The organism is Paucimonas lemoignei (assembly GCF_004342585.1).
Taxonomy (GTDB): Bacteria; Pseudomonadota; Gammaproteobacteria; order Burkholderiales; family Burkholderiaceae_D; genus Paucimonas; species Paucimonas lemoignei.
The window spans coordinates 1-24,977 of sequence record NZ_SLZQ01000013.1 but is presented as its reverse complement, the minus strand read 5'-3'; the positions used below and the strand labels follow the sequence as shown (position 1 = coordinate 24,977).

17 protein-coding genes are annotated in these 24,977 nt (G+C 55.0%); all 17 read left to right on the top strand.

What is annotated here, in order from left to right:
• Position 1: 1 nt before the first annotated feature.
• Entirely contained in the window at positions 2-1,000 is a 999-nt protein-coding gene (locus EDC30_RS16185; protein ID WP_165973859.1) for a LysR family transcriptional regulator, read from the top strand.
• Between the two features lie 354 nt (positions 1,001-1,354).
• The gene (locus EDC30_RS16180) at positions 1,355-3,613 is read left to right on the top strand and encodes a polysaccharide biosynthesis tyrosine autokinase (protein ID WP_132259900.1); all 2,259 of its coding nucleotides are present in this window, start codon (positions 1,355-1,357) and stop codon (positions 3,611-3,613) included.
• A gap of 715 nt (positions 3,614-4,328) precedes the next feature.
• Positions 4,329-5,543 (top strand): MraY family glycosyltransferase, encoded by a 1,215-nt coding sequence (locus tag EDC30_RS16175; protein WP_165973857.1) that lies wholly within the window; start codon positions 4,329-4,331, stop codon positions 5,541-5,543.
• Between the two features lie 588 nt (positions 5,544-6,131).
• The gene (tviB, locus tag EDC30_RS16170) at positions 6,132-7,409 is read left to right on the top strand and encodes a Vi polysaccharide biosynthesis UDP-N-acetylglucosamine C-6 dehydrogenase TviB (RefSeq protein ID WP_132259898.1); all 1,278 of its coding nucleotides are present in this window, start codon (positions 6,132-6,134) and stop codon (positions 7,407-7,409) included.
• A 56-nt stretch (positions 7,410-7,465) separates the two neighbouring features.
• Complete coding sequence (locus tag EDC30_RS16165) at positions 7,466-8,560, top strand: SDR family oxidoreductase (RefSeq protein WP_279389770.1); 1,095 nt, start codon at positions 7,466-7,468, stop codon at positions 8,558-8,560.
• A 95-nt stretch (positions 8,561-8,655) separates the two neighbouring features.
• Positions 8,656-9,987: a lipid II flippase MurJ gene (locus EDC30_RS16160; RefSeq protein WP_132259896.1), complete on the top strand. Its 1,332-nt coding sequence runs from the start codon at positions 8,656-8,658 to the stop codon at positions 9,985-9,987.
• Between the two features lie 54 nt (positions 9,988-10,041).
• The gene (locus EDC30_RS16155) at positions 10,042-11,217 is read left to right on the top strand and encodes a glycosyltransferase family 4 protein (RefSeq protein ID WP_132259895.1); all 1,176 of its coding nucleotides are present in this window, start codon (positions 10,042-10,044) and stop codon (positions 11,215-11,217) included.
• On the top strand, positions 11,214-12,530 hold the full coding sequence (locus EDC30_RS16150) for an O-antigen ligase family protein (protein ID WP_132259894.1): 1,317 nt from the start codon (positions 11,214-11,216) through the stop codon (positions 12,528-12,530). Before EDC30_RS16155 ends, EDC30_RS16150 begins: the two co-directional genes overlap by 4 nt.
• Positions 12,527-13,630, top strand: coding sequence for a glycosyltransferase family 4 protein (locus EDC30_RS16145; RefSeq protein ID WP_132259893.1), 1,104 nt, complete (start codon positions 12,527-12,529; stop codon positions 13,628-13,630). Before EDC30_RS16150 ends, EDC30_RS16145 begins: the two co-directional genes overlap by 4 nt.
• 54 nt (positions 13,631-13,684) lie before the next feature.
• Positions 13,685-14,716, top strand: coding sequence for a polysaccharide deacetylase family protein (locus EDC30_RS16140; protein WP_132259892.1), 1,032 nt, complete (start codon positions 13,685-13,687; stop codon positions 14,714-14,716).
• The gene (locus EDC30_RS16135) at positions 14,713-15,849 is read left to right on the top strand and encodes a glycosyltransferase family 4 protein (RefSeq protein WP_132259891.1); all 1,137 of its coding nucleotides are present in this window, start codon (positions 14,713-14,715) and stop codon (positions 15,847-15,849) included. Before EDC30_RS16140 ends, EDC30_RS16135 begins: the two co-directional genes overlap by 4 nt.
• Positions 15,849-17,894, top strand: a complete 2,046-nt coding sequence (gene asnB / locus EDC30_RS16130) for an asparagine synthase (glutamine-hydrolyzing) (RefSeq protein WP_132259890.1) — start codon at positions 15,849-15,851, stop codon at positions 17,892-17,894. Before EDC30_RS16135 ends, asnB begins: the two co-directional genes overlap by 1 nt.
• 139 nt (positions 17,895-18,033) lie before the next feature.
• Complete coding sequence (locus EDC30_RS16125) at positions 18,034-19,197, top strand: glycosyltransferase family 4 protein (protein ID WP_207907308.1); 1,164 nt, start codon at positions 18,034-18,036, stop codon at positions 19,195-19,197.
• A 166-nt stretch (positions 19,198-19,363) separates the two neighbouring features.
• On the top strand, positions 19,364-21,070 hold the full coding sequence (locus tag EDC30_RS16120; protein WP_132259889.1) for a GNAT family N-acetyltransferase: 1,707 nt from the start codon (positions 19,364-19,366) through the stop codon (positions 21,068-21,070).
• A 1-nt stretch (position 21,071) separates the two neighbouring features.
• Entirely contained in the window at positions 21,072-22,160 is a 1,089-nt protein-coding gene (locus tag EDC30_RS16115; RefSeq protein ID WP_132259888.1) for a GNAT family N-acetyltransferase, read from the top strand.
• Positions 22,161-22,211: 51 nt separating this feature from the next.
• Positions 22,212-23,381, top strand: coding sequence for an acyltransferase family protein (locus tag EDC30_RS16110; protein WP_132259887.1), 1,170 nt, complete (start codon positions 22,212-22,214; stop codon positions 23,379-23,381).
• A 44-nt stretch (positions 23,382-23,425) separates the two neighbouring features.
• Positions 23,426-24,706, top strand: coding sequence for a glycoside hydrolase family protein (locus tag EDC30_RS16105; protein ID WP_132259886.1), 1,281 nt, complete (start codon positions 23,426-23,428; stop codon positions 24,704-24,706).
• Positions 24,707-24,977 lie beyond the last annotated feature (271 nt).

Sequence of the window (24,977 nt, the reverse complement as noted above, 5' to 3'; positions counted from 1 at the left end):
AATGAAAATCAGTGAATCAGCGGACACCGCGTTGCATCTGACGGAGCCGCTGGCATTCCGCAGAGCTAGACTCGCAGGGGAATTTCGTCCATCAAACGTACGAAATTTTCGCATCAGCCTGAAGCAATGGAAAATGTTCCACGCCGTCGTTGATTTCGATGGCTTCACCGGTGCCGCAAGCCATCTGCATATCAGCCAGTCGGCGATCAGTTATACCCTCGCCAAGCTCCAGGAGCAGTTGGGCGTATCTCTTTTAAAGATAGAAGGGCGCAAGGCCCAGATCACCGAAGAGGGAAAGATTTTGCTGGACCGCTCACGAGAGCTGGTTCGCAATGCTGTTGAACTGGAGGCGCTGGCGGAAAACCTGCGAAACGGCTGGGGGCCGGAAATAAGGATTGTGACCGATCCGAGTTTTCCGCCTCAACTCCTGATGAAAACCTTGCGCAAGCTTTCACCATTTTCACAGAACGTGAGATTGAGCGTGGAAGAGGCATCCCTAAGCGAAGCAAGAAAAGCACTTCATGAACGGGCTGCCGATCTTGCTGTCAGCACCGAAGTGCCGATGGGCTTCATGGGAAGCGAATTGATCGAAGTCGAACATATCGCCGTTGCCCATCCCGATCATTCACTCTTCTCCTTGAATCGGGAAATTACTACTGACGATCTGGAGAAGCAGGTGCAGATCGTTATTTCCGGCGGCGATCAGGCGGGTGAGCAGTCTAATTATCGCTTGTCCCGCTATTCGCGTTTTTGGAGAGTGAGCGGAATCGATACCGCCATTGATGCGCTTCGCCATGGGCTTGGCTACGCCTGGCTGCCAAGGTGCCGGGTGCAAAAGTGGCTTGATGAAGATCAGATTGCCATTCTTCCGCTAGACAAGGGCTCCGCGTATAAATCGACTTTGTATCTCGTGCTTGGTCATGGGGTTGCGCCAAAGTCGGGAGCCAAAAGATTCGCCGATGAATTAAGCAATCTGGCAGCCAGCGAATCCTCTCAATAACTCACGGTTTCCCTTGAATGCTGCTGAATTGCTATAGGTTAAACCGATTTATCAATTTAGCTGATTTAATGGGTGACATTAAGTGTGAAGAAATCGAATTTCCATACTTATTCTTTGCGAACTATTGAGTAGACTTGAACGGCATTACCAAGCAGCTCATGGTGGCTTGTCTAGTTCAGTAGGCGACGAGCGCCGGGCGAATATGCAAGCCGTACGTTGTTGATCAATGTGTTCATCAGTAAAGAAAAGGATGGAAGAGTTCGATCATTAGGTTGCAGATGCGGGCGAAGTTGCGTCTGTTACGTCAATGAACTGGGATCCTTCCAAGTGCAAAAACCTTTTTCGACTGAACCAATGAACCACTATCTACCACGGTTGCATCCTCGCGATGAAATGGGGGAAAGCGCTTTGAGCCTCGCTTTTATCCTGCGTAATATTGTTGAGCATCGATGGATGATCGCGATTATCGCGCTCGTTACCGCATTGCTCGGGACAATCTATGCCCTGTCGGTGAGCCCCGTCTACGAATCCAACCTTTTGATCCAGGTTAAAGAAAGCTCGCCGCAAACTGCCGACGTGCCTGGTAACTTGCCGGCAGCGCTGGATTTGAAAACCCAGACCTCGACGGAAGTCGAAGTCATCCGTTCCAGGACGGTGCTTTCCCGCGTCGTGGAGGCAACCAAGCTCGATATCGTCGTCGAGCCGAAATACTTTCCGCTTATCGGCGCATCGATTGCCCGCGGCAGCAAGAATATTTCCAACCCGGGCATACTCGGACAGGGCGGCTATGTATGGGGTGCCGAGAAAATTGAAATCGCCACCCTGAATCTGCCCGATTCTTTGCTCGGAAAATCATTTGCCCTCACAGTGGAAGACAACAACGGCTTCCGCTTGGTACAGAAAGAACTCGGCATTGAGCTGAACGGCCAGGCCGGTCAAGTTACACGCGCTCGTACCGATGCCGGCGATATTGAAATCCTGGTTGAAAAGCTTGCTGCGAATCCTGGCGCTGAATTCAAAGTCAGTCGCATCCCCAAGGCCCAGGCAGTCGAGCAATTGCAAAAGTCGCTGTCCATCTCGGAACGAGGACGGCAGTCCAATATCATCGCCGTGTCACTGCGCGGTTCGAAGCCAGAGCAAATCAGCAAGGTGCTGAATCAAGTCGGCGACGAATACATTAAGCAGAACGTGAGCGCGAAGGCTGCTGAAGCGGAAAAGGCACTCTCTTTCTTCAAGCAGCAACTCGCTGATGCCAAGAAAAATCTGGAAAACTCCGAAGCGAAAGTGGCGGATCTGCGTTCCCGGAATGGCACCTTTGATGTCAATGAAGAGGCCAGGAACTTGATGCAGCAGTCGGTCGTCGTGCAATCCAGGCTGGTCGAACTCCGGCAGAAAAAAGCGGAACTGCTTGTTCGCTATCGTGACGAGCATCCCTCCGTCGTACTGCTGACCAGGCAGATACAGGAATTGAACAACGAGCTGGGCAATATCAAGGCAAAAATGAAGGCCCTGCCGAATGTCGACCAGGAGCTGGTCGGCGTCAACCGCGACCGCCAGTTGAATGCGGAAATGTATGCCGGCCTGCTCAATATGGGCAAGCAGCTCGGCATGGTCGAGCCAAGCCGGATCGCCAATTCACGCATCCTGGATCGCGCAGAAGCACCGTTCGAATCCCTGAACATGAAGCGCTCGACAATGATCGCCGTGGCTTGGCTGGGCGGCATCATGCTGGGAATTGTCGTCGCATTCCTGCGTGGCCTGTTTGCCGGAAAAATCCATGATCCGCGCGAAATCGAAAACTCCCTTGGCTTGATGGTCAGTGCTGTCATTCCTCACAGCGAAAGCCAAAAGAGGATGTATAAGAAGATTCGCCGCAATGCCAAGGAAGTCATGCTGCTTCCGATGGATAAGCCATCCGAAGGGGCGATCGAAAGCCTGCGGATTCTCCGTAGCACGCTGCAATTCCTGATGCGCGAATCGGAGCGGAATATCATCATGATGACCGGACCGACGCCCGAAGTAGGGAAGTCCTTCATCTCGGCGAATTTCGCGGCAGTGCTCGCCTCCATCGGTAAAAAAGTCCTGCTTATCGATGCCGATATGCGCACCGGTTACCTGCATCGCTATTTCGGCCTGGATCGCACCAATGGATTGTCGGACATGCTCGTCACCATGACCAATATCGAGTCCTTCATCCACAAGGATGTGGCCGAGAATGTGGATTTCATCTCGACCGGGAATTTTCCGCATAAGCCCGCGGAATTACTGGCGCACGCCAATTTCGGCAAGCTGTTGAGGATGCTGTCCACACAATATGACTACATTCTGATCGATACCGCGCCTGTGCTCGATTTTACCGATGCATTGATTGTCGGCACCCATGCCCAGGCAATATTCAATGTGGTTCGCGAAGGCGTCAGCAGCATCATCGAAGCGGAGGAGGCGGTGAAGCGCTTAAGCCGCGCCGGCCTCACGGTGACCGGGGTGATAGTTAACGATGTCATGCCGAACTCCAGTCGTTACAGTTATGGCGCTTCGCGTTACCGCACCTTTACTCCGAGCCTAGAGTACCACGGCCGGGAAACGGAAAGAATCCAACTGCTCAGGAGTTGATCTATCAGCGAATTGTCCCTGCCAGGCTGTATGCATTGCTGGCAGTGGACATATGTAAGTAAACTAAAATTTAGTTTGTTTGATTGGCGGAGCTAATGGATAGCGCCGCCGATTCTACTTGGGCTGCAATCTTCGCCACTAACGAAGATTCTGTTGCTACGCACAGTCTCCGTACAAGTCATCTGATCGATTGCATCTGACACGCTGATTCAGCTGTCATTGCCTCTTCCCGCGACGCGCATGCAATGTCAGCGAAGTCGCGTCATGTCCTTGGCAGGTCGCCAAATTTTCAAGTCAAGTTTCCCGGGTTTTTGTTGATGCATCGCGTGTCGGCGTTGACAGTGGTGACGACTAAACGAAGGTATCGATGCCTTTGCGTTTTCTCCTTTGCCGACATGAGTAAACGCATACCCAGCATTGCATTTTTATTCTTTACTTAACTATGAAACTGACTGCTGAAAAGTTCAGTGAAAACTAATCTAGAAAGTAAATTGAAGAGCGACGAATGGCCATCAAGTTATCGAAATTTCATATTTTATTAATAACGAGCGATTCGCTAAAGTGGCGAAGTAGAAAACAAATCGCACACATGTCGAATGTCTTGATCCCATACCGCTCATTTGAGCGTCAAGAATCCCGTTACCTGATGCACTGAGGCGAACATCTTATGGTGATGTTCTCCTTGAATTGTTTGCACCCCACAATGGAGCTGGCAATGATTTCAACAGAAGGATGGTTTACCCGTACCTTTGGTAGCACCGGAATTGGTTTAACGAGTACTGAAGTTCTCGAAATTGTCTTCGCAGCATTTTTCGTAAGTCTTACCGTGAGTGTGCTGATTGTTCTTACCGAACGTTGGCACGGTCGCTATTCGTTTGATAAAGATGTGAACGGTATTCAGAAAGTTCATAAGAATCCTGTTCCCAGAACCGGCGGACTTGCCGTTGCGATCGGTATCTTCAGTGCCTCGATGCTTGTGCTGTTTGCGGAGCCTGGCGATCCGACCAGGGTTGACGCCTACGGCGTCTTCAAGCTGCTCGTGGCTGGGGCGCCTGCGCTGTTTGCCGGGTTGGTCGAAGACATGACGAAATGTGTTTCGGTCAAGGCAAGGCTACTGGCAACTTTCTGCAGCGCGTTATTGGCGGCCTGGCTCTTGGGTGCAAACCTGCCTAGGCTCGATATCTGGGGTATGGACGCCATGCTTGAATTCCTGCCGCTATCCCTGGCCGTAACCGCATTTGCCGTGGCGGGCGTGACGAATTCCGTCAATATCATCGACGGATTCAACGGTGTGGCTGGTGGCGCTATCGTCGTCATTCTTTCCGGAATGGCTTTCCTCGCCTGGCATGTCGGCGACACGTTTGTCATGCAACTTGCTCTCGCAGGAGTCGGCGCCGCCCTTGGTTTTCTGGCGCTGAACTATCCAACCGGCAGAATTTTCATGGGCGACGGCGGCGCCTACCTTCTCGGTTTCTGGGCCGCGGAAATCGCCGTCCTGACCATTGTCCGGAATCCAGGCGTCACTGCCTGGCAAGTGATGGCAATTTATGCCTACCCGGTCATTGAAGTGGTGTTCAGCATGTATCGCCGCAAGATAGTCAGAAAGGCTGAAGTGGGTGCACCAGATCGCCTGCATATGCACTCCCTGTTCTATCGTCGTGTGGCCTGCCAAAAAATCTCCCGTAACGTGTCCTATCCATGGATGCGCAATGCGGCGGTGGCGTGCTTCGTATCGACCTGGATTGTGGTCGCGACATTCGTGGCGCTCAGCTTTGGCGATACGGTGCCGGCGGCCATTGCACTGGTGCTGATCCAGGCGCTGTTGTACATGGCTTATTACACACGCTTGATTCGCGGTCACTGGGGACGTTGCCTGAATCCGGCAGTGATTTTCGGCTGGCGGCCCGAGCCCAAGGGCAGGCCAATCTGAGATGTGCCGATTCAAACGGCTTGTGACGTGAATGAGTGGCCGTCACTCCTTTAAAGGGTGACGGCACTTTCGATTGCATGGCACTGAATTCCTTGCAATCGAAAGTCGAAAATTAATTCAATATTTTCTCAATTTGTCTCAACTTCATGCACGATTTTTGAGGAACTTTAATCTTCAAATATTTTGCACGATGTTTGGTTGGCGTGCGAGACGTCAGGGCGGCGTGCGAGTGTAAAAACGATCTGCGCTTTTCTTCAAATTGTGGAAGATACGCGACGTTGACAGGCAGCCCGATTGATACGCTGCAAAACACGTAAATCTCTATCTATCAAAATTCAATCACTCATCTTGAGTGTGCGTCTTTATCGCTTCTTTGCTTGTCTGGCGCTAACGGAATGCGCTTCATTTTTGTGTTCCGGCAGGGGGCAGACGATATCGCGGCACATGGGCGAATTTGATCAAGCATTCAATAAACGTCGGCAAGCGAGTAGTCCATTTTGCTGTATGAGATTTTTGCGCCGATGGGAAGTGCAGCTTCCGCAGCAGTGGCTCCTTAAGTGATAACACTTTTAAATTCTGAGGATCATTATGAAGATTTCAAATAATACCCGCATAGCGATTATCGGACTCGGGTATGTTGGTTTGCCGCTGGCAGTCGAGTTCGGTAAAAAATATCCGACAATCGGATTTGACATCAACCGGCATCGGGTCGCCGAGCTGCGCGAAGGGATCGACAGCACCAAGGAAACCGAATCGGAAGAGCTGGCTGCGGCTACGCAGCTTAGCTATTCAACCGACATCAATGACCTGCGTGCGGCGAATGTCTTTATCGTGACCGTGCCCACGCCGGTCGATCAGCATCGCCGGCCTGACCTGACGCCGCTGAAGAGCGCTTCCGAAACGCTCGGTAAAGTCATCAAGCAAGGCGACGTCGTCGTGTATGAGTCGACGGTTTATCCGGGGGCGACGGAAGAGTACTGCGTGCCGGTGATCGAGCAGGTGTCCGGCCTGAAGTTCAATGCCGACTTCTACGTCGGATATAGCCCCGAGCGCATCAATCCGGGTGACAAGCAACATCGCCTGGTCAACATTCGCAAAGTGACCTCCGGCTCGACGCCGGAAGCAGCCGAGTTCATCGACAACCTCTATGGCAGCATCATCCAGGCCGGAACGCATAAGGCATCGTCGATCAAGGTGGCTGAAGCCGCCAAGGTGATCGAAAACACTCAGCGCGATCTGAACGTCGCTCTCATGAATGAGCTGGCCATCATTTTCAAGAAGATCGGCATCGACACGGAAGACGTCCTCAAGGCAGCCGGAACGAAGTGGAACTTCCTCCCGTTTGTTCCCGGCCTGGTTGGTGGACACTGCATCGGCGTGGATCCCTACTACCTGACGCACAAGGCTGAAGAACTCGGTTATCACCCGCAGGTGATTCTCGCCGGCCGCCGCATTAACGACAATATGGGCGGCTACGTGGTAGGACAGCTCATCAAGAAAATGCTGAAGCATCGCATTCAAATCGATAACGCCAACGTCCTGGTGATGGGCTTGACCTTCAAGGAAAACTGCCCGGACATCCGTAATACCAAGGTAATGGACAGCATCAACTCCTTGAAGAAGTACAACGTCAACGTCGACGTGTTCGATCCTTGGGTTGATGTCGAGGCAGCCAAACATGAGTATGGCATTACTCCTATCGATTATCCGAAGAGCGGCCACTACGACGCGATTTTGTTGGCTGTGGGTCATAACGAGTTCCGTGAGCTTGGCGTGGAAGGCATTCGCCGGTTCGGCAAGAAAGAGCACGTGCTGTTCGACCTGAAATACGTGCTGCCGAAAGAAGAAGTCGATATGCGGCTGTAACACCGTCCTGATTGACGCTTCAACTGCAATGTGCTCTGTGAATTGAATGGGAAAGGATTCGGCTCGTGAACCACTTTGAAAATATCCAGGCTCAACTACGTAGCCATCCAAGAAAATGGCTAGTGACCGGCTGTGCCGGATTCATCGGCTCCAATCTGCTCGAGACGCTGCTCAAGCTCGACCAGGAAGTTGTCGGGCTCGATAATTTCGCCACCGGCTACCAGCGCAATCTGGACGAGGTGCGTGGGCTTGTCAGCGCAAAGCAGTGGGCGGGCTTCCGATTCATCAAGGGCGACATCCGCGACATCGATGCATGCCGCAATGCAGTTGAAGGCGTCGATCATGTGCTGCATCAGGCTGCGCTAGGCTCCGTTCCGAGGTCGCTGGCAGATCCGATTACATCCAATGAGGCGAATGTCACCGGCTTTCTCAACATGCTGGTCGCATCGAAGGATGCAAAGGTGAAGTCCTTTGTCTATGCAGCTTCGAGTTCGACATATGGCGACCATCCGGGCTTGCCGAAAGTGGAAGACCGTATCGGCAAGCCGCTGTCTCCCTACGCCGTCACCAAATACGTCAACGAGCTGTATGCGCAGGTGTTTGCGCGCAGCTATGACTTTAAAACCATCGGTCTTCGGTACTTCAATGTATTCGGCAAGCGCCAGGACCCGGATGGTGCCTATGCCGCCGTTATCCCGAAGTGGATCTCTGCGATGCTCGACGATCGCTCCATCACGATCAACGGTGATGGAACTACGAGCCGTGATTTTTGCTATGTTGAAAATGCCGTGCAGGCCAACCTGCTCGCGGCAATGGCTCAGGAAGAAAGCAGGAATGAGGTCTATAACGTTGCTGTCGGTGACAACACCTCATTGAACCAGTTGTTCCGCTATCTAAAAGAAATCCTTAGTGCAAACGGCTTCGATTTCAATAAGGAACCGGTGTATGGAGATTTCCGCCGCGGGGATGTGATGCACTCGCAAGCCGACATTGGCAAGGCAACCCGCAATCTCGGATACGCGCCTCAGTTCCGCATCTATGCCGGTCTCGAAGCTGCCATGCCATGGTATATCGAGCATAGCAAATCGCGCCAGGACAAGTCTGACGAACTCTCTCAACGAAACGAAACATCGGCAACGATGGATATGTAAATAATGACAGGTGTTTCGGCTTTGAGGCGGTTCTGGATGTTGGCGGTAGATGTCGATCTTGCGCCTGCTGAGATTGTTGTGAATGCGAGGCGTTTGTGAATTTATTTATTGCTATAGGTAATCGCTTTAAAGCTGCTGACCCGCATCATTCCGCCATCTTCAAGGGGATGGCGACTGTAGCGCTCTTTGTACTGCTGGGGAAGCTGATCAGTGCGGCCAAAGAAGTAGTGGTCGCCTATCGGTATGGTCTGGGCGCAGAGGTCGACGCCTATCAGTTCATCTATAACCTTATCAGCTGGCCGATCGGGGTTTGGGCAAGTGTGCTGACGGCAGTGCTTGTGCCGCTCGCCGTTCGCGTCCGGCAAACCGAGGCTGAAAAGTTGCCGCGCTTTCGCTCGGAATTGCTGGGGTTCGCATTGCTCCTGAGCCTCGTGCTGGCGGTGCTTGGCTGGTGCGGGATCAAGCTCATGCTCGTTCAAGGTTGGGGCGGCTTGCCCGCCACCACGACAAGACTGGCGGCGGAAGCGCTGCCCGGCATGATTCTATTGCTGCCGCTGGGGATTCTGATTACGCTTCAGTCTGCGTGGATGCTGTCGGCGGGCCGTCATGTCAATACCTTGCTGGACAGCGTGCCGACGCTCTTTATCGGCGGCGCGGTACTGTTGTTCGCCCATGGCGGCATGGGGCCGCTCGTGTGGGGAACACTGGTCGGCAGCGCCATGCACTTTCTCTGCCTGATCATTCCCATGGTTCGCCGCCATGAATTCGAGGCCCCCAGCTTTGCCTATCGTTCTGAACAATGGACGTGGTTCTGGCAGGGATTTGGCATCATGCTTGGCGGGCAGGCATTATTAAGTCTGACCGTCATCGTCGATCAATTCTTTGCAGTCGATCTTGGAACCGGTTCGATTGCCACGCTGGGTTACGCCAACCGGATCCTGTCGCTCATCATGAGCCTTGCGGCGACCGCCGTCTCGCGCGCGACATTGCCGGTATTTGCCCAGGCGCGGCTGAACAGCGCGACGAAAATGCATGATGTCGTGATGTACTGGGCGTGCTTGATGTTCCTCGGTGGGCTTGTCACGGTGGTGATCGGCTACTGGCTGGCGCCCTGGGCAGTCAAGCTGCTGTTCGAACGCGGCGCGTTCACTTCTGCCGATACCATGACAGTGGCGGAGGTTCTGCGATATGGACTGCCGCAGCTGCCATTCTATTTTTCTTCCATGGTCCTGGTCAGCTATGCACTGAGCGAGCGACGCTTTTCCCTGATTTTCTGGTCTGGCGTCATTGGCTTTATCGGAAAAGTGGCCGGCAACATCTTTCTTGTGCCGGCGCTCGGTATTAATGGTATTTCGCTGGCATCCCTTTGTGTGTACGGCGCCAATGCGCTGTTTTTCTGGATCGCGCTGCGCAAGCGCTTGCAATGACCATGCAGGTCTGGCAGCGACTGTGGTCGCTGCCGATATGACGGAGCCAACCAATTGAAAATCTTTATTTTTATCAATAGCCTGGCCGGCGGTGGCGCCGAGCGGGTCACGGCGACGCTCGCCAATTACTGGGCCCGCGCGCAGTGGGACGTAACGATCGTGACGCTTGCGCCGCAGAGTGAAGATTTTTATGCGCTGGACCCTGCTGTGAAGAGAATTGCGATGGATATGGCCGGAGACAGCGCCAATGTGCTGGATGGCCTGTTGCAGAATTTTCGCCGCGTCTTCGCCTTGCGCAAGCTGATCCGCCAACACCGGCCTGATGCGGTCATGGCGATGATGAGCACTCCTAACGTTCTTCTGGCATTCGCATCCTGGGGCATTTCCTCCATATGCGCGGTTGGTTCCGAGCGCTGCTATCCGCCTCATTTCCCGCTCGCGAAAATGTGGCATGTCCTGCGCCAGCGAATGTATGGCCGCTTGCATGCCGTCGTGGCCCTGACCCAGGAAAGCGCCAAATGGATCAAGTCCCATTCCAATGCGCGCCATATTCCTGTTATTCCCAATCCCGTGGTTTGGCCAATGCCGAACAATGCGCCAAGAATTGATCCAGGCAAACTGTGTGATCCGGAAAAAAAGGTATTGTTGGCAGTAGGAAGGCTGAGTCGTGAAAAAGGATTCGGCATATTGATCAACGCCTTTTCGAAGCTGGCAGCCAGGCATGACGACTGGAATCTGGTCATCCTCGGCGAAGGTCCCGAAAGGGCAGGGCTGCAAAAGCAGATCGATGAATCTGCACTCGGATCGAAAGTCCTAATGCCCGGAATCGCGGGCAATGTGGGCGAGTGGTATTCCCGTGCCGATTTGTTTGCCATGAGTTCGCTTTATGAAGGTTTTCCCAATGCGCTAGCCGAGGCGCTTGCGCATGGGCTGCCGGCAGTGAGCTTCGATTGCGATACCGGGCCCAGGGACATTATTCGGCACGAGGTGGACGGCTTGCTGGTTTCTCTCGGCAGCGAAGCGGAACTCCTCGGAGCATTGGACAGGTTGATGAAAGATGGTGATGCCAGAGCCGCGCTGGCAGCGCGGGCTAGCGATGCAAGGGAGCGCTTTTCGATTGAAAAAGTGGCGCGTATGTGGGAACAGTTATTTATCGAAGGTCGCACAGCGGCAAGGCTTGGTACGGATGGCCGACCTGCGCCTGCCGCGCGAGAGGGAGTGAGTTCATGAACACGGATGTCTTCACCAGCACTTCACTGCTCCCCAAAAGGGATGTCATGGTTACCTGGACCATTCGTCCATCGGTGGCCTTCCTGCGCTGGTATCACTCGGTCGCGATTGCGGCGTCGCTCATCATTCTTTTTTCGAACCTGCCGATCTATAGCTATATCCTGCTTCCGGAGTTGCTGCCGAAATACTTCTTTTTCGGCCTCTTTGCCTTGCTGGCGCCGCTCCTGATCGTGAAGTTTCACACGTTGCGCTCATATCTCTTGTCGCCATTCTGTTTATGGGCATTGCTGCTGATCGTCCTGAATGTCATTCATCTGTCGAGCTTTTCCGCCGATGCCGCGACTAGTGCGGCGCCCTTTATCAATACCCAGCTCAACGGCAGGAGCGACTTCATCCTGACCCGCATTCAGTATGTCGTATTTGCGCTGCTGTTCGGGTTTGCGGTTTATTCGTGCAATCGCACATCGTATCTCCGCGTATTCGTCCTCCTCGCGATTGCCATTCCGATTGCGATCATGGTGGACTTCGCCAGTCCGGGGCTGCTGTATCCCATCGACACGAGCGGCGCCGTGCTTGGGCGTGCAGCTGCCATGTTCATCAATCCCACGACGGCGGCGGAAGCGGCGCTCCTGGTCTTCATCTTCGCCTGCGCGGTCGTCAGTCCGAAGTATCGTCTATTCCTTTTTGTGCTGATGGCGGCCGGCATCCTGGTGACGTTTACACGTTCGGCGATTATCGCGATGGCATTCCTGTGGGTGGCATTCGTCTACAAGCGGATTTTGCCCAGGTCGACCATCTTGATCAGCGCAATTCTTCTTGTGCTGGGCGTTATGTCATTCGGCGCTTTCGAGGCTTACCTGGGAAACAGGCAAGACCTCGGAGGCGCCATCGAAAACGTCCAGGCTCGTCTGAATTTCTTCTCCAGCGCGGAGCTGACGGACGACAGTTCGCTCGAGCGCGCCGCGGTCATCAGGGCTGGCTGGGAAGTCTTTTTGCAAAACCCGGTGTTCGGCGCCGGTGCCGGCGCAACCCAGTTCTGGTCGCTGCGCGCCAGTACGCATAATCAGTTACTGCTGATGGCAGTCGAATACGGTTTGCTGGGCATCGTCCTCTGGGGCTGGCTGGCGATCATCCTGTGGAAAGGTCGCTTTTTCGAGCATCGCGGATTACAGCTGGCGATCTTTTTTCTCTACGTTTTCATGTCCATGTTTACTCACCTGATGCTTGATTCGGCGTCGTACTGGCTTGCGACTTTCGCCCTGGCTTCGTTGAGGAGGGATGGAGCAGGCATGCGATACAGGGAGATGGCATGAAAATCATCATCCTGACGAGTTCGCTTGCTCTGGGCGGAACCGAGCGCGTCGTCGCCAGCCTGTGTAATGAATGGGCTGCGCGTGGCGACGACGTGACGCTGATCTTGACCTATTCCGGCGGCGCCAAACTGTTTTACCCGCTATCCGAACGCACAGAACTGATCAACCTTGCGGATGTGGTCGGCGTAAAAAATCTCGGCGTGCTGACCTATGCACAGAGGCTCTATGCGTTGCGGCGCCTGCTTGTGGAAAGGGACGCCGACGTCATCGTTTCTTTCTTGCCGAACGTGAATGTGTCGACGATCATTTCGTCCGCATTCTTGAAGACTCCGCTCATTATTTGTGAGAGGTCCTATCCCCTGGTAATACCAAGGTTTCACATACTGAACGTGCTGCGCAAGCGGACTTATCGCTATGCCGACATGCTGACCGTGCAAACCGACAGCATCGCGGATAAGTTCAGGAAGCACTATCCCGGCCTGAAAGCAGTGCGCACAATCCCCAATGCCTTGCCTGAGGAAATTGCGACGTATAAAAAATCGTCTATGAGCGAGAGAAAGATTCTGCTCAGTCTGGGACGGCTTGCGCCAGAAAAGCAACTGGACAAGTTGTTGAATACGTTTTCCTTGATCGCGCCCATGTTCCCGGATTGGGATTTGCATATATATGGCGATGGGCCCATGAAATCTTCGCTGGATCAGCAGATTCGCGATGCCGGCTTGCAGTCACGGGCCTTCCTGAAAGGGCCGACCTCCAAGCCATGGGAAGTCATGGCGGGTGCCGATGCCTTTGTCATGGTGTCGCAATACGAAGGCTTTCCCAATGCCTTGCTTGAAGCGATGGGAATCGGATTGCCATGCGCCGTGTTCGACTGCCCGACCGGGCCCAGGGAAATCACCCGCGACGGCAAGGATGCGTTGCTGGTGCCCTTGAATGATTATGAAGGCTTGCGCGGGGCATTGACGACATTGATGGGGAATGAGCAGTTGCGTTCTGATCTTGGCGCGCAGGCTCGTGATTCGGTGTATGGCCGTTTCAGCCATGCGCAAGTCATGGCGCAGTGGGATCAGTTGTTCAAGCAGGTCGGTGCAATGCGATGAAATGTATTGTTATTTCAAGCTACAAATTTATTCAATGATTGCGGGCGGCTAGCTATGTCCAAACTTGTCATTTCACTGGATTTCGAGCTTTTCTGGGGCGTCGGAGCCGCCCACTCCATTTCCAGGTATGGGCGGAATGTAAAAGGCGAATGGCAGGCCATTCCGAAAATGCTGGCCCTGTTCCGCCGGTATGGCGTGCGGGTGAGCTGGGCGACGGTCGGGATGTTGATGTGCCGGGATTACGCCCAGTGGCGCGCCATCCGGCCGTCGGTCATGCCCGCATTCCGGCGTGCCGAACTCTCTTCCTATTCCATGGACGCCTTGTGCCGGCAGTACCCGGACCTGTTCTTCGGGCGCCCGCTCGTGGAACAGATCCTGGAAACGCCGGGGCAGGAACTGGCAACACATACCTATAGCCATTATTACTGCGGCGAGGAAGGGGCGACGCCGGATCAGTTCGCCGCCGACCTGGAATGCGCGCGGATGATCGGCGACGAGATGGGCGTGCGTTTCCGAAGCATCGTCTTGCCGCGCAATCAGATAGTTGATAGCTACTTGAAAGAACTGCCGCGCGCAGGCATCGAAGTCTATCGCGGCAATCCCGAGCACTGGCTATACAAGAACGGCGATGCCGTGGTCGGCGGACTGGCCGGCAGGGTAATGCGGGTTGCGGATTCATGCCTGCCATTGAGCGGAAAGCGCGTCGAGCGCATGGGAGGAAGCGGCTCGCTGGTGAATGTGCCGGCCAGCCTGTTCCTGTATCCCTGGTCGGAAAAACAAAAGGCTCTGGCGCCGCTGCGCTTGTACCGGATGAAGCAATGCATGACCGAGGCGGCGATTACCGATGGCATTTGCCATCTATGGTGGCATCCGCATAACTTCGGCATCAACACGGAACAGAATCTTGCCTTGCTGGAGGCGCTGCTGAAGCACTATCGGAAGCTGGCCGACAAGTACGGCATGCAATCCAGCTGCATGGGGGATTTCGCGGCATTTGCCCAACCCGCCTTCGACTCTGACAACAAGCTGCCAGTCGGTGTTACTCCGCTTGCAGGTGGCAAGACCTATAGAGGGGTACTGCCATGACACGCCATGTGCTGCACGTGATTACCGGACTTGTTGTCGGCGGCGCCGAAATGGCGCTCTATCGCCTGATACAGCAGTCGCAAGGGGCTGGCTATACCCATACCGTGATTGCATTGACGCCGGAAGGAGGGATGCGGGAGCGTTTTGCAGAAGCAGGAATCAAACTGATCGTCCTGAATGTCCGCAAGCGCCCGATCTCGGAATTTTTTCACTTGTACCGCCTGATGCGGCAATTGCGCCCGGACATCGTGCAAACCTGGCTGTACCACGCCGATCTCCTGGGCGGGCTGGCCGCACGACTGGCCGGCATCCGCAATGTAATTTGGGGCATCCGAACGACCGACGTGAATATCGGATGCGCACGCCCGACAGCCCTGGTACGGCGGGCATGTGCCGCCATCTCGCGCTGGATTCCCCGCACGATCGTCTGCGTGGCCGAGGCTGCACGCCGTGCACATGCGCTCATCGGCTACGACGCGGCGCGCATGGTCGTGGTCGGCAATGGTTTCGATCTCTCGCGGTTTTCCGTGCCGGCCGAACAGCGCATGCAAATTCGCACGCAATGCGGATTCACCGAAGACGCCGTTGTCATCGGCACCGTCGGGAGATTCAATGCTGATAAGGATCATGCCAATTTCGTGCGTGCAGCCGGGATTCTCGCAAAGCGCGACAGGAATCTGCGGTTTTTAATGGTAGGGAGAAATCTGGATCGCAATAACAGCGAGCTCATGCAATGGATCGGCGAGACGGGCGCTTCCGACCAGTTTGTTTTGCTGGGCGAACGTGCCGATGTCCCGGTTTGTCTGGCAGCCATGGACATTTTCTGCCTGCCTTCCAGGACCGAGGCATTCCCGAATGCGCTGGGTGAAGCCATGGCGACCGGTCTGCCTTGCGTTGCCACCGATGTCGGTGACGTCGCCGCAGTGATGGGGGATGACGGCGTGCTGGTGCCGAAAATGAATTCTGCAGCGCTCGCCGACGGCGTCACGCGGCTCCTGGAATTGGGGACCGGCGGAAGGCAAAGTCTGGGCCGGCGGGCAAGGACGCGCATCCATGAAAAATACAGCATGGAGAGCACACGAATGCGCTTTGAAAATATCTATGCAAATCTGATTGCAGGAAGGGGAATGTAATGTGTGGAATTGCGGGATTTTTGGGGGCAAACCAGCTCCACTCGAAAGAAGAACAACCGGTTCTTCTCAAACGCATGACCGACACGATAGTGACGCGTGGTCCGGACGACGCGGGGCACTGGTGCGATAGCGAACATGGGGTGGGACTCGGGCACCGGCGCTTGTCCATCATCGACTTGTCGCCTGCGGGGCACCAGCCGATGCATGCGGCATCCGGCCGTTATGCCATCGTCTTCAATGGCGAGATATACAACCATCTGCTGCTGCGCCGGCAACTGGAATGCGATGAGCGCGCGCCGGCCTGGCGCGGCCATTCGGATACCGAGACTTTGCTGGCCGGATTCGACGTATGGGGTATTCAGGGCACCATCGAACGGGCAATCGGCATGTTTGCGATTGCCGTCTGGGACCGCGAAACCCATACGCTGACGCTCGCCCGCGATCGTATCGGCGAAAAGCCGCTGTATTACGGATGGCAGGGAAGCGGCAGCAATGCGGTATTCCTGTTCGGTTCGGAATTGAAGGCTTTGCGGGTACATCCTGCCTTCGAGGATGTCATCGACCGTGGCGCGCTCAGCCTGCAGTTACGGCATAACTATATCCCCGCGCCGTATTCGATCTATAAAGGGATTTCCAAGCTGCCGCCCGGGTGCATGCTGACGGTCTCCAGCCGGCAGCGCGAGCCCAAGGTCTGGAGTTACTGGTCCGGATTGCAGCAGGCCGAATACGGTTCGGAAAACCCGTTCAAATGGACGCCGGAACAGGCTGTCGATGAGCTGGAGAGCCTGCTCAAGGATGCGGTGCGCGCGCAGATGATGGCCGATGTGCCGCTGGGCGCATTCCTGTCCGGCGGCGTGGATTCCTCCACCGTCGTGGCACTGATGCAGGCGCAGTCTTCCCGGCCGGTGAAAACCTTCTCGATCGGTTTTCACGAAAAGGGCTTCAACGAAGCCGAGTATGCAAAGGCCGTGGCCCAGCATTTGGGAACCGACCACACCGAGCTTTACGTCACAGCGGCGCAGGCTATGTCGGTTATCCCGCAGTTGCAATCGATATATGACGAGCCATTCTCGGATTCCTCGCAGATTCCGACCTTCCTGGTATCGCAGCTGGCAAAAAAGCATGTGACTGTCTCGCTTTCGGGCGACGCCGGCGACGAACTGTTCTGCGGCTATAACCGCTACCAGATGACGGCACGGCTGTGGAACAAGCTGAGCATGGCGCCGCTGCCGATTCGCCGCCTTGCTGCCAAGGGAATTACCGGCGTCCCGGTAGGGAAGTGGAACAAGCTTGCCGGCGACCTGGAATCCTTCCTGCCGTCGTCGATGAAGCTGGCCAATCCCGGCGACAAGCTTCACAAGGGAGCGGGGGTCATGTCGAGCGAGTCGCTCGAGGCGCTTTACCTCGGCCTGGTGTCCCACTGGGACGATCCGGCTGCGGTCGTCATCGGCGGGCATGAGCCGGCCACCCTGCTGACGGATAAGGATCAGTTCTCGTCGAGGCTGAGCGGCATCGAACGGATGATGGCGCTTGATATGCTGACCTACCTGCCGGACGATATCCTGGTCAAGGTCGATCGCGCGGCCATGAGCGTGTCGCTGGAAACCCGCGTGCCTTTCCTCGATCACCGCGTCGTCGAATTCGCGTGGCGCCTGCCGCAGTCGGTCAAGCTGCGTGACGGCGTCAGCAAATGGGTATTGCGCCAGGTCCTGTACCGGCACGTTCCCAAAGCCCTGATCGAACGGCCGAAGATGGGATTCGGCGTGCCGATCGGCGAGTGGTTGCGCGGCCCCTTGCGCGACTGGGCGGAAGCGCTGCTCGACGAGACCCGTTTGCATAACGAAGGCTTTTTCCGTCCTGCCGGCGTGCGCAAGAAGTGGGAAGAGCATCTTTCCGGCCGCCGCAACTGGCAGTACCACATCTGGGATGTGCTGATGTTCCAGTCGTGGCTCGAACAACGCGACGGCAACGCGGGCAGCAGCTCATACCTGACGCAGGACAGATTTTCGGATGAAACGCATCGGTACGCCGCAAGCGCATCATGAGATGCCGATGCGGTAAGTGGAAACTGGCGTCAGCAATAATACGACGCCGATGATTCTTGCAATGAATGATCGCTGGTCAGATCGTTGAGGTTGCGTGTCATCGGCATTTTCGATGGGATGCACAAGACATGGATGCGCGATGATGAACCAGACAGTGGTGATTTCGGTGAATACTGCATGGAATGTCTATAACTTCCGTGCTGGACTGATCAAGAGTTTGATCGGCAATGGTTATGAAGTGGTGGTCGTCGCCCCGGAAGACGACTATGCCTCGCGTCTTACGGCGCTCGGGTGCCGCTTTATCCACATGCCGATGGATAACAACGGCACCCACCCTGGGCGCGACTTTGCACTTCTGATGCGCTACCTACGGGTGCTGCGCGACATCCGGCCGCTGGCTTTTCTGGGGTATACCATCAAGCCTAACGTGTACGGCTCGATTGCCGCGCATGTGCTCGGCATTCCCGTAATTAATAATATTGCCGGGCTGGGTACCGCCTTTATCAACAAGAGCCTGGTGACGCATGTGGTGAAGGAGCTGTATCGGTTTTCCTTGCGCCGTTCCAGGAAGGTGTTTTTCCAGAATGCGGACGACCAGCGCCTGTTCATGGAGGCTGGCCTGGTTCGACACCATGTCGCGGATCTGTTGCCCGGTTCGGGAATCGATTTGACGCACTATCTGCCTGAGCCTGTTCCGCCTCTGGAAAACCGGCCTTTCCGATTCTTGCTGGTGGCGCGCATGCTGAAGGCCAAAGGCGTGGAAGAGTATGTCGCCGCCGCGTCCATCGCGCGCCAGCAATTTCCCAATATCGAATTCCAGATGCTGGGCTTTGTCGATAAAGCCAATCCCGATGCCATTTCCCTGGAACGCATTCAATTGTGGGAAAAGAATGGGCTGGTGCGTTACTTCGGCAAGACCGACGACGTCCGTCCCTACATGGCACAAGCAGACTGCATTGTCCTGCCTTCGTACCGGGAAGGCGTGCCGCATTCCCTGCTGGAAGCCGCCGCGATGGCACGCCCGATTATCGCCACGAACGTCGCCGGCTGCCGGGATATCGTCGAACACGAACTGAATGGCTTGCTTTGCGACGTCAAGGACCCGCAAGATCTTGCGGCCAAAATGTTGCAAATGTATCAATCATCTGCGATGGAGCGCTACGCAATGGGCATGGCAGGCCGGCGTAAGGTCATATCGGAATTCGATGAACGGATCGTGATCCTGAAATATCTGGACATGATCGGCGCGATTTCCGCTGCACGGGTGAAAGGAAGGGAGAACCCCAAGGCAGTGTCGACTTGATTTGCACGCAAGCTCAAACACCGTTGATTTGCTAGTGATGAACCGGTCATCGAGTCGATTGAACGACATCACTGGCGTTTTCTTTTCGTTGCTACTTCCGACGTGATTTCTGGACTTTCAGGTTGCGCTGGCTCGGCGCAATTCTGGCATAGCAAAGTGAGACCGCATGAATCTTGCAATATACACTGGTAAACAAGCCGTCTCCCTTGCGGCAGCGGACGAGTTCCTGTCGCAATGGCTGGCGCTGTACGAAGCCTGCCCCTGGGCGACCGGCTTTCAGCATCCGGATTTCGTCATGCCTTGGTTCAAACTGTATGGCGATCGATTCCTGCCGGTTATCGTGGCCGGGCGTGACGACAATGGCACGCTTACCGGCTTGCTGACCCTTGGCTTGCATGACGGCGAACACAAGCTTGTCGGCGCCGGCGAGCGCCAGGCCGAATACCATGCCTGGCTGGAGAGGGCCGATTCGGGCAGCGCATTCATTCGTGCCGCCGTCGGCAAACTGCATGGTCATTTTCCAGGCGTCGACCTGTGCATGAAATATCTGCCGGCGGATATCCCCCTGGACTGGGCCAAGAGCGCCGAGAGCAAGCGTAGCCTTTTCTGCCTGCGACCCTATCGGCGCCCCGTCATGCGGATCGAAGCCGAGAACATGGAGCGGCAACGGCGCAAAAAAAATCACCGGCAAAACTTCAACCGCTTAAACAGATCCGGTGAAGTGACGTTCGAGCGAGTGGCCGACCACGGACATTTTCAACGCGTCGTCGAAGAACTGTGGATGCAATACGATTTCAGGCAGGGCGCGCTGCATCACTACATGCCGTTCTCAAGCGATCCGGCGAAGAGGCCGTTTTATCTCGAATTGCATAAGCGCGGCATGCTGCACACGAGCATATTGAATGTCGGCGACCAGATCGCCGCATCCCATTCAGGCGTGGTCAGCAAGGGAAGCGCGGTGCATCTGGGGATCAATACGCATGCGCCGGCCCTGGCGGCGCATTCTCCCGGCAACCTGCTGTTGGCCATGCTGGGCGTGCAGCTCGTGGAAGAGAACATGCAGGCGCTCGATCTCACTCCCGGCGGCGATGGCTACAAGGAGAATTTCGCGACCGAACATGACACCGTTCATGAACTGATCGTCTATGGCAGTCTGGCGCGGCGCTGGAGACAGGAAGCAGCATTTGCAGCGAAGCGCAAGCTGAAGCAGAGAATGCAGAAGGCCGGATGGAGCACAGCGGATGCCTGGGCTGCGATCGGCAAGATAACCAAGTGGAGGCAGCTTGGCTTGCGCGGCGTCGTAGGCAGTTTTTTCAAGCAAACGAATGCGGCGGACAAGACCTTCCGCTATTACCCGGAAAGGGCGCCGGCAGCCGGAGCGCCATTCCACATTGCCAAGAACAACTTGCGCGATCTGATGGCGTTCGATTCGAACGGCGCTTCCATGACGAGATGGGAATTCTTCAGGATCGCCATGGAGCGCATGGAACGTTCGGTCGATGTCTACAGTTACGTTCGCGGTGGCAAGCTGGCCGCATCCTGCTGGGTGCGGCAGGAGCAGCCAGCAACTGCGCAGCAGGAAGCAGCACAGAAAGAGAATAAGTCAGCCGGGGCAATCGTGCTATTCGACTTGTATGTGCACAAGGACTGCGCAGACAGCAGGTTTATCCAGCAGTTTCTTGCGCAGGTTTTGTCGGAGGTAAAAGACGATCAGGCGGCGCGCTCCATATACTTCAAAGGCGTACCCGGCAAAGAGTCGGGTGCTGCACTAAAAGAGTGCGGCTTCATCGATGAAGCCGAGTTGGCTGGGAGCGGACTCGGTCCATCGGCAGCACTAAGCAAGGACATGCAAAATATTTCAACAGGGGCATAACATGGATGCAGCAGTGGTAATGACGGATACGGCAGTAGTGGAGGAGGATGTTACCGTCACATGCTATGTGAACGAGATTCCGGCATTCGTGGAATCCGAACTGGCCAGGCTATATGGTTCACTGCATTCTTCGCTGCAGTACTTCAGGGTTTTTAGATCGATCAGCAATGCCAGCTGCTATGTCGCACGGCGCGACGGTCTGCCCATCGCCATTCTGGTTTTTCATGTGAATAACGGCCGCATCGAAGTGCTCAATGAGATGCTGGAGCTGGAGCAGGAAGAATTGCGCCGCTTCGTACGTCACGTATTCAAGGCATTCCCGGATGCCGGCGTCATCAGCTTCAAGGCCTTGAAAGCCGATACGGATGCGCTCGGATTGCCGATGCAGCGTAGTAATGCGAAGGATACCTATATGATTTCCCTGCCTGCCACGGCGGAGGAATATACGGCAAAACTGGGGAAGTCGACCCGGTCGACGCTGCGCCATCAACTGAACAAGATCGTGCGCGACTATCCCTCGTTCACTTCAAGCTTTTATGTCAAGGACGAGATTCAGGAAGAGCATGTCCGGGAAATCATCAAGTTCAATGAAGAACGGATCACGAGCAAGGCCTACAAGTTTTCCCATGACGACAGGCGCATCCTCGATCTTGCCAAAACATGCGGCTACGTCAGCGTCATTACCATCGATGGCCGCATTTGCGCCGGAACGGTGAATTACCGCATCGGCGACAGTATCTTCGGCGACGTCATCGGCTACGACACTGAATATGAAAAGTCCGGCGTCGGCAAAGTGGCGCTCTACCTGACGATCTGTGAAAGCATCGCCAGAGGTGCCAGGAATTTCTATCTTGGCGGCGGGCGTTTCGATTTCAAAAGCCGCATGCTCGGCGTGCAACTGCATATGGATCGAATCGAAATCTACCGGTCTTATGGCAGTTTGCTGCTCAATTTCGACAAGGTGGCAAGCACTGCCTTTAACGGTTACCTGAGGCGTGTAAAGGTGTGGTTACATGAAAATCAGGATAAGGCGTTCGCAAAAATGATTTTCAACTCGTTTTATTTCTGGAAGAACTTAAGAAATAAATAAAGTGTGCCGGCCTGGTTGTGTGGCGTTGAATGAAGTTCGGAGTCGGCAGATTTGCGCATCGGCAGTGTGCGAGGCGAATGGGTTGAACTGTGCTTGAAACAGGCGGCAATCCGTTTGTCTCGAGCGCATGTCTTATATGGTTTTTGTGTACGAGAGCGGCTTTCCTCAGAAGGAATTGGAAATATGCGGCATGGATCGGCAAACCTTGATGTTCTTCGTTCAATCGCAGTTTCATTGGTCGTTATCAGCCACTTACTGATCGAGCATGTTGGTCACGGTGAGGGCATCTATTCCACCCAAATTCTCGGCACGCTGGGCGTGCTGATTTTCTTTGTTCACACTTGCCTGGTCTTGATGCTGTCTCTGGAGCGCCAGGCCATGAAGGACCGGCAAGATCCGGGAACCATACCATTCCTAGTGGCACGGGCATTCCGCATTTATCCGCTGAGCATCGTGGTGGTTTCCGTCGTGGTATTCATCGATTGGGCCAGCGCCAGCGGACATCACGGCGGCTGGGCGGTGCTGAGCAACCTTCTGCTGATCCAGAATATTACTGGCCATGAGTCTGTGCCTCCGGTCTTGTGGAGCCTGCCGTTCGAGCTGCAGATGTACCTGTTTCTGCCGACGCTGTACCTGTTTGTCAGTATGAGCGGCAGGTTTGCGCGCTATGGCATCGGTTTGCTCTGGATTGGCATGGTCGTGGTGATCCTGGCGGTTTGGCGACTGGGATGGGATTACAGTCTCATCATGTTCTTCCCATGCTTTATTCCGGGTGTGCTGGCGTATAGCTTGCGAGATGCAACAAAGCAGCTGGCGCCCGGATTGCTGTTCGCCTTTGTCGGCACGATGGCCATCGCCTATCCATGGATAGTCGGGCATGGAGTAAAAGCGACAATGCTTTCCTGGCCGATTTGCCTGGCGCTTGGAATCATGATCCCGTATTGCCGCGAGATCGAATCGGTCAAACTGGCGAAGCTCGGCGAAATCGTCGCACGTTACTCCTTCGGTATTTATCTCACACATGTGCCGATGATTAATTTTTCCTTTCATTTTCTTCACAAGCAACCGGCGGTCATCTCGTGGATAGTCTTTTTCGTGGGAACAGGCGCGCTTTCTTTCCTGGCCTATCATCTGATTGAAAAGCCCTGTACCGATTTTGGCAAGGCGCTTTCCGAACGCATGAAATCCCACCAGCTCCAGGCAAAGTCGAATATCTCTTGACTGCCCACAGTCTCAAGCATTACTTCGGTATAAGGAATCCAACCATGTCCCCAGCTCCCCAACCCGCAATCGATTTCAGGCGGCGAAAATTGTTGCTGGGAGGATTGACTGCCAGTGTGGCAGGTTTGCTGCAACTGGGGTGCCGTGGTTCGAAACCGGAATTGGCTGAGGCCATTCCCGCGAAAGACTTGGGCGGCAATGGCGGCGCAGCCGTTCCGGCTCATCGTGTCAGCCTGGCCGATTTCGGCGGCGTCCCTGGTGCCAGCCCGTCGGTCTTGCGCCAGTCTTTCAGCAAAGCGTTTGCAGCATTGATGCAAAAGGGCGGCGGGACGCTTGTCGTGCCGCCTGGCTTATACGACTTCGGTTCCTATTCAGAGAGCGAATACATCGTTCTGGCACGCGGCTTAAGAGATATCGCCATCTCCGCATACGGTGCGACGTTCAAGGCCAATACGACGGCAAAGGTGATGCCGCACCTGTTCTATTTCGTGGATTTCCACAATCTGACCATCGCGGGCGCGCGCTTCACCGATCCGGGCTTTACGCCATGGGTGGACTGGAAAGGCATGTATTGCGTCGGCATACAGGCAGACAATCCGAGCAAAGGCTTCCGGCTTGTCGACTGTCGCGCGGAAAACGTGCTGGGGCTTTTCAGCACGAATAACAATGCCGCCACCAGAAAATTAATCTCCGACCTCGACATCCAGGGCGAAATCTGCGGCGCTTATTATGGAGTAGGGGCCAGCTATGTCCGCGAACAAGTCCAGGTAAAGCTGACTTGCCATAACGTGCGACGGGCGTTCATCGCCTATGCGTTGAAGAATGCGGATATCGATGTGACCGTCTCAAGCACCGAGAATTGGCCGGGAAGTAATGGCCTGATCGCGCTGGTATGCGGTGGGGCTGGGGCGGGAAACGTGGAAAATGTCAAAGTCAGGGTGAAGGCATCCGGCGCGGGTATTTACAGCGGCTATGTGCATTTTTACCACCAGGGTCCGGAAGCTGCCGGCAGCATGCGCAATATCGATGCGACGATCAATGTCGTCAATGTCAGCGACAAACCGAATCTTTTCCTGTTCGACCATGAAACGAGCCGTGTGCAGGAAAAAACCACGCGTGTCTGGGAAAACATCGCCTTGCGTGGAAGCATAAGCGGCAGATTCGCCGGGCGCATCATTTCCAATCCCTCGGTGTCGACTTCTCCAGGATCGGTGTATGTCGATCCGAAACTCGCCGAGCTGGCTGACATGTCCGCATTGCCACGCTACTTCGGTAAAAAAGCTGTCGCGGTGGATGCAGCCGATCTGAAATCGAAAGATGGCTAAGCAGGCACGCCGGCGGTGGAACGCCGCGCAATAAACTGGAACGAAAATAAAAAACTGGGAAGCTTCGGCTTGGTGGACACCGATCAATTGGTGCCAGCATTCAGCCGGAAGCTTCCCAGTTGCTTTGTTATTGCCGCATGACCTGGTTGGATTTTCAGGTCATGCGGCCAACATCGCTATTTAATTAGTAGTTGTAGATACCGAGATCCCAAGGAGCGGAGCGGGTAACGCCATTCTTGTCGAGCGAGACATTGATGCTTTCACCGTTGTA

Coding starts and splice junctions, on each gene's coding strand:
- EDC30_RS16145 (WP_132259893.1), top strand. CDS start 12,527: ATGAAAATCATCATCCTGACGAGTTCGCTTGCTCTGGGCGGAACCGAG.
- EDC30_RS16175 (WP_165973857.1), top strand. CDS start 4,329: ATGATTTCAACAGAAGGATGGTTTACCCGTACCTTTGGTAGCACCGGA.
- tviB (WP_132259898.1), top strand. CDS start 6,132: ATGAAGATTTCAAATAATACCCGCATAGCGATTATCGGACTCGGGTAT.
- EDC30_RS16150 (WP_132259894.1), top strand. CDS start 11,214: ATGAACACGGATGTCTTCACCAGCACTTCACTGCTCCCCAAAAGGGAT.
- EDC30_RS16140 (WP_132259892.1), top strand. CDS start 13,685: ATGTCCAAACTTGTCATTTCACTGGATTTCGAGCTTTTCTGGGGCGTC.
- EDC30_RS16185 (WP_165973859.1), top strand. CDS start 2: ATGAAAATCAGTGAATCAGCGGACACCGCGTTGCATCTGACGGAGCCG.
- EDC30_RS16105 (WP_132259886.1), top strand. CDS start 23,426: ATGTCCCCAGCTCCCCAACCCGCAATCGATTTCAGGCGGCGAAAATTG.
- EDC30_RS16125 (WP_207907308.1), top strand. CDS start 18,034: ATGATGAACCAGACAGTGGTGATTTCGGTGAATACTGCATGGAATGTC.
- EDC30_RS16135 (WP_132259891.1), top strand. CDS start 14,713: ATGACACGCCATGTGCTGCACGTGATTACCGGACTTGTTGTCGGCGGC.
- EDC30_RS16115 (WP_132259888.1), top strand. CDS start 21,072: ATGGATGCAGCAGTGGTAATGACGGATACGGCAGTAGTGGAGGAGGAT.
- EDC30_RS16180 (WP_132259900.1), top strand. CDS start 1,355: ATGAACCACTATCTACCACGGTTGCATCCTCGCGATGAAATGGGGGAA.
- asnB (WP_132259890.1), top strand. CDS start 15,849: ATGTGTGGAATTGCGGGATTTTTGGGGGCAAACCAGCTCCACTCGAAA.
- EDC30_RS16120 (WP_132259889.1), top strand. CDS start 19,364: ATGAATCTTGCAATATACACTGGTAAACAAGCCGTCTCCCTTGCGGCA.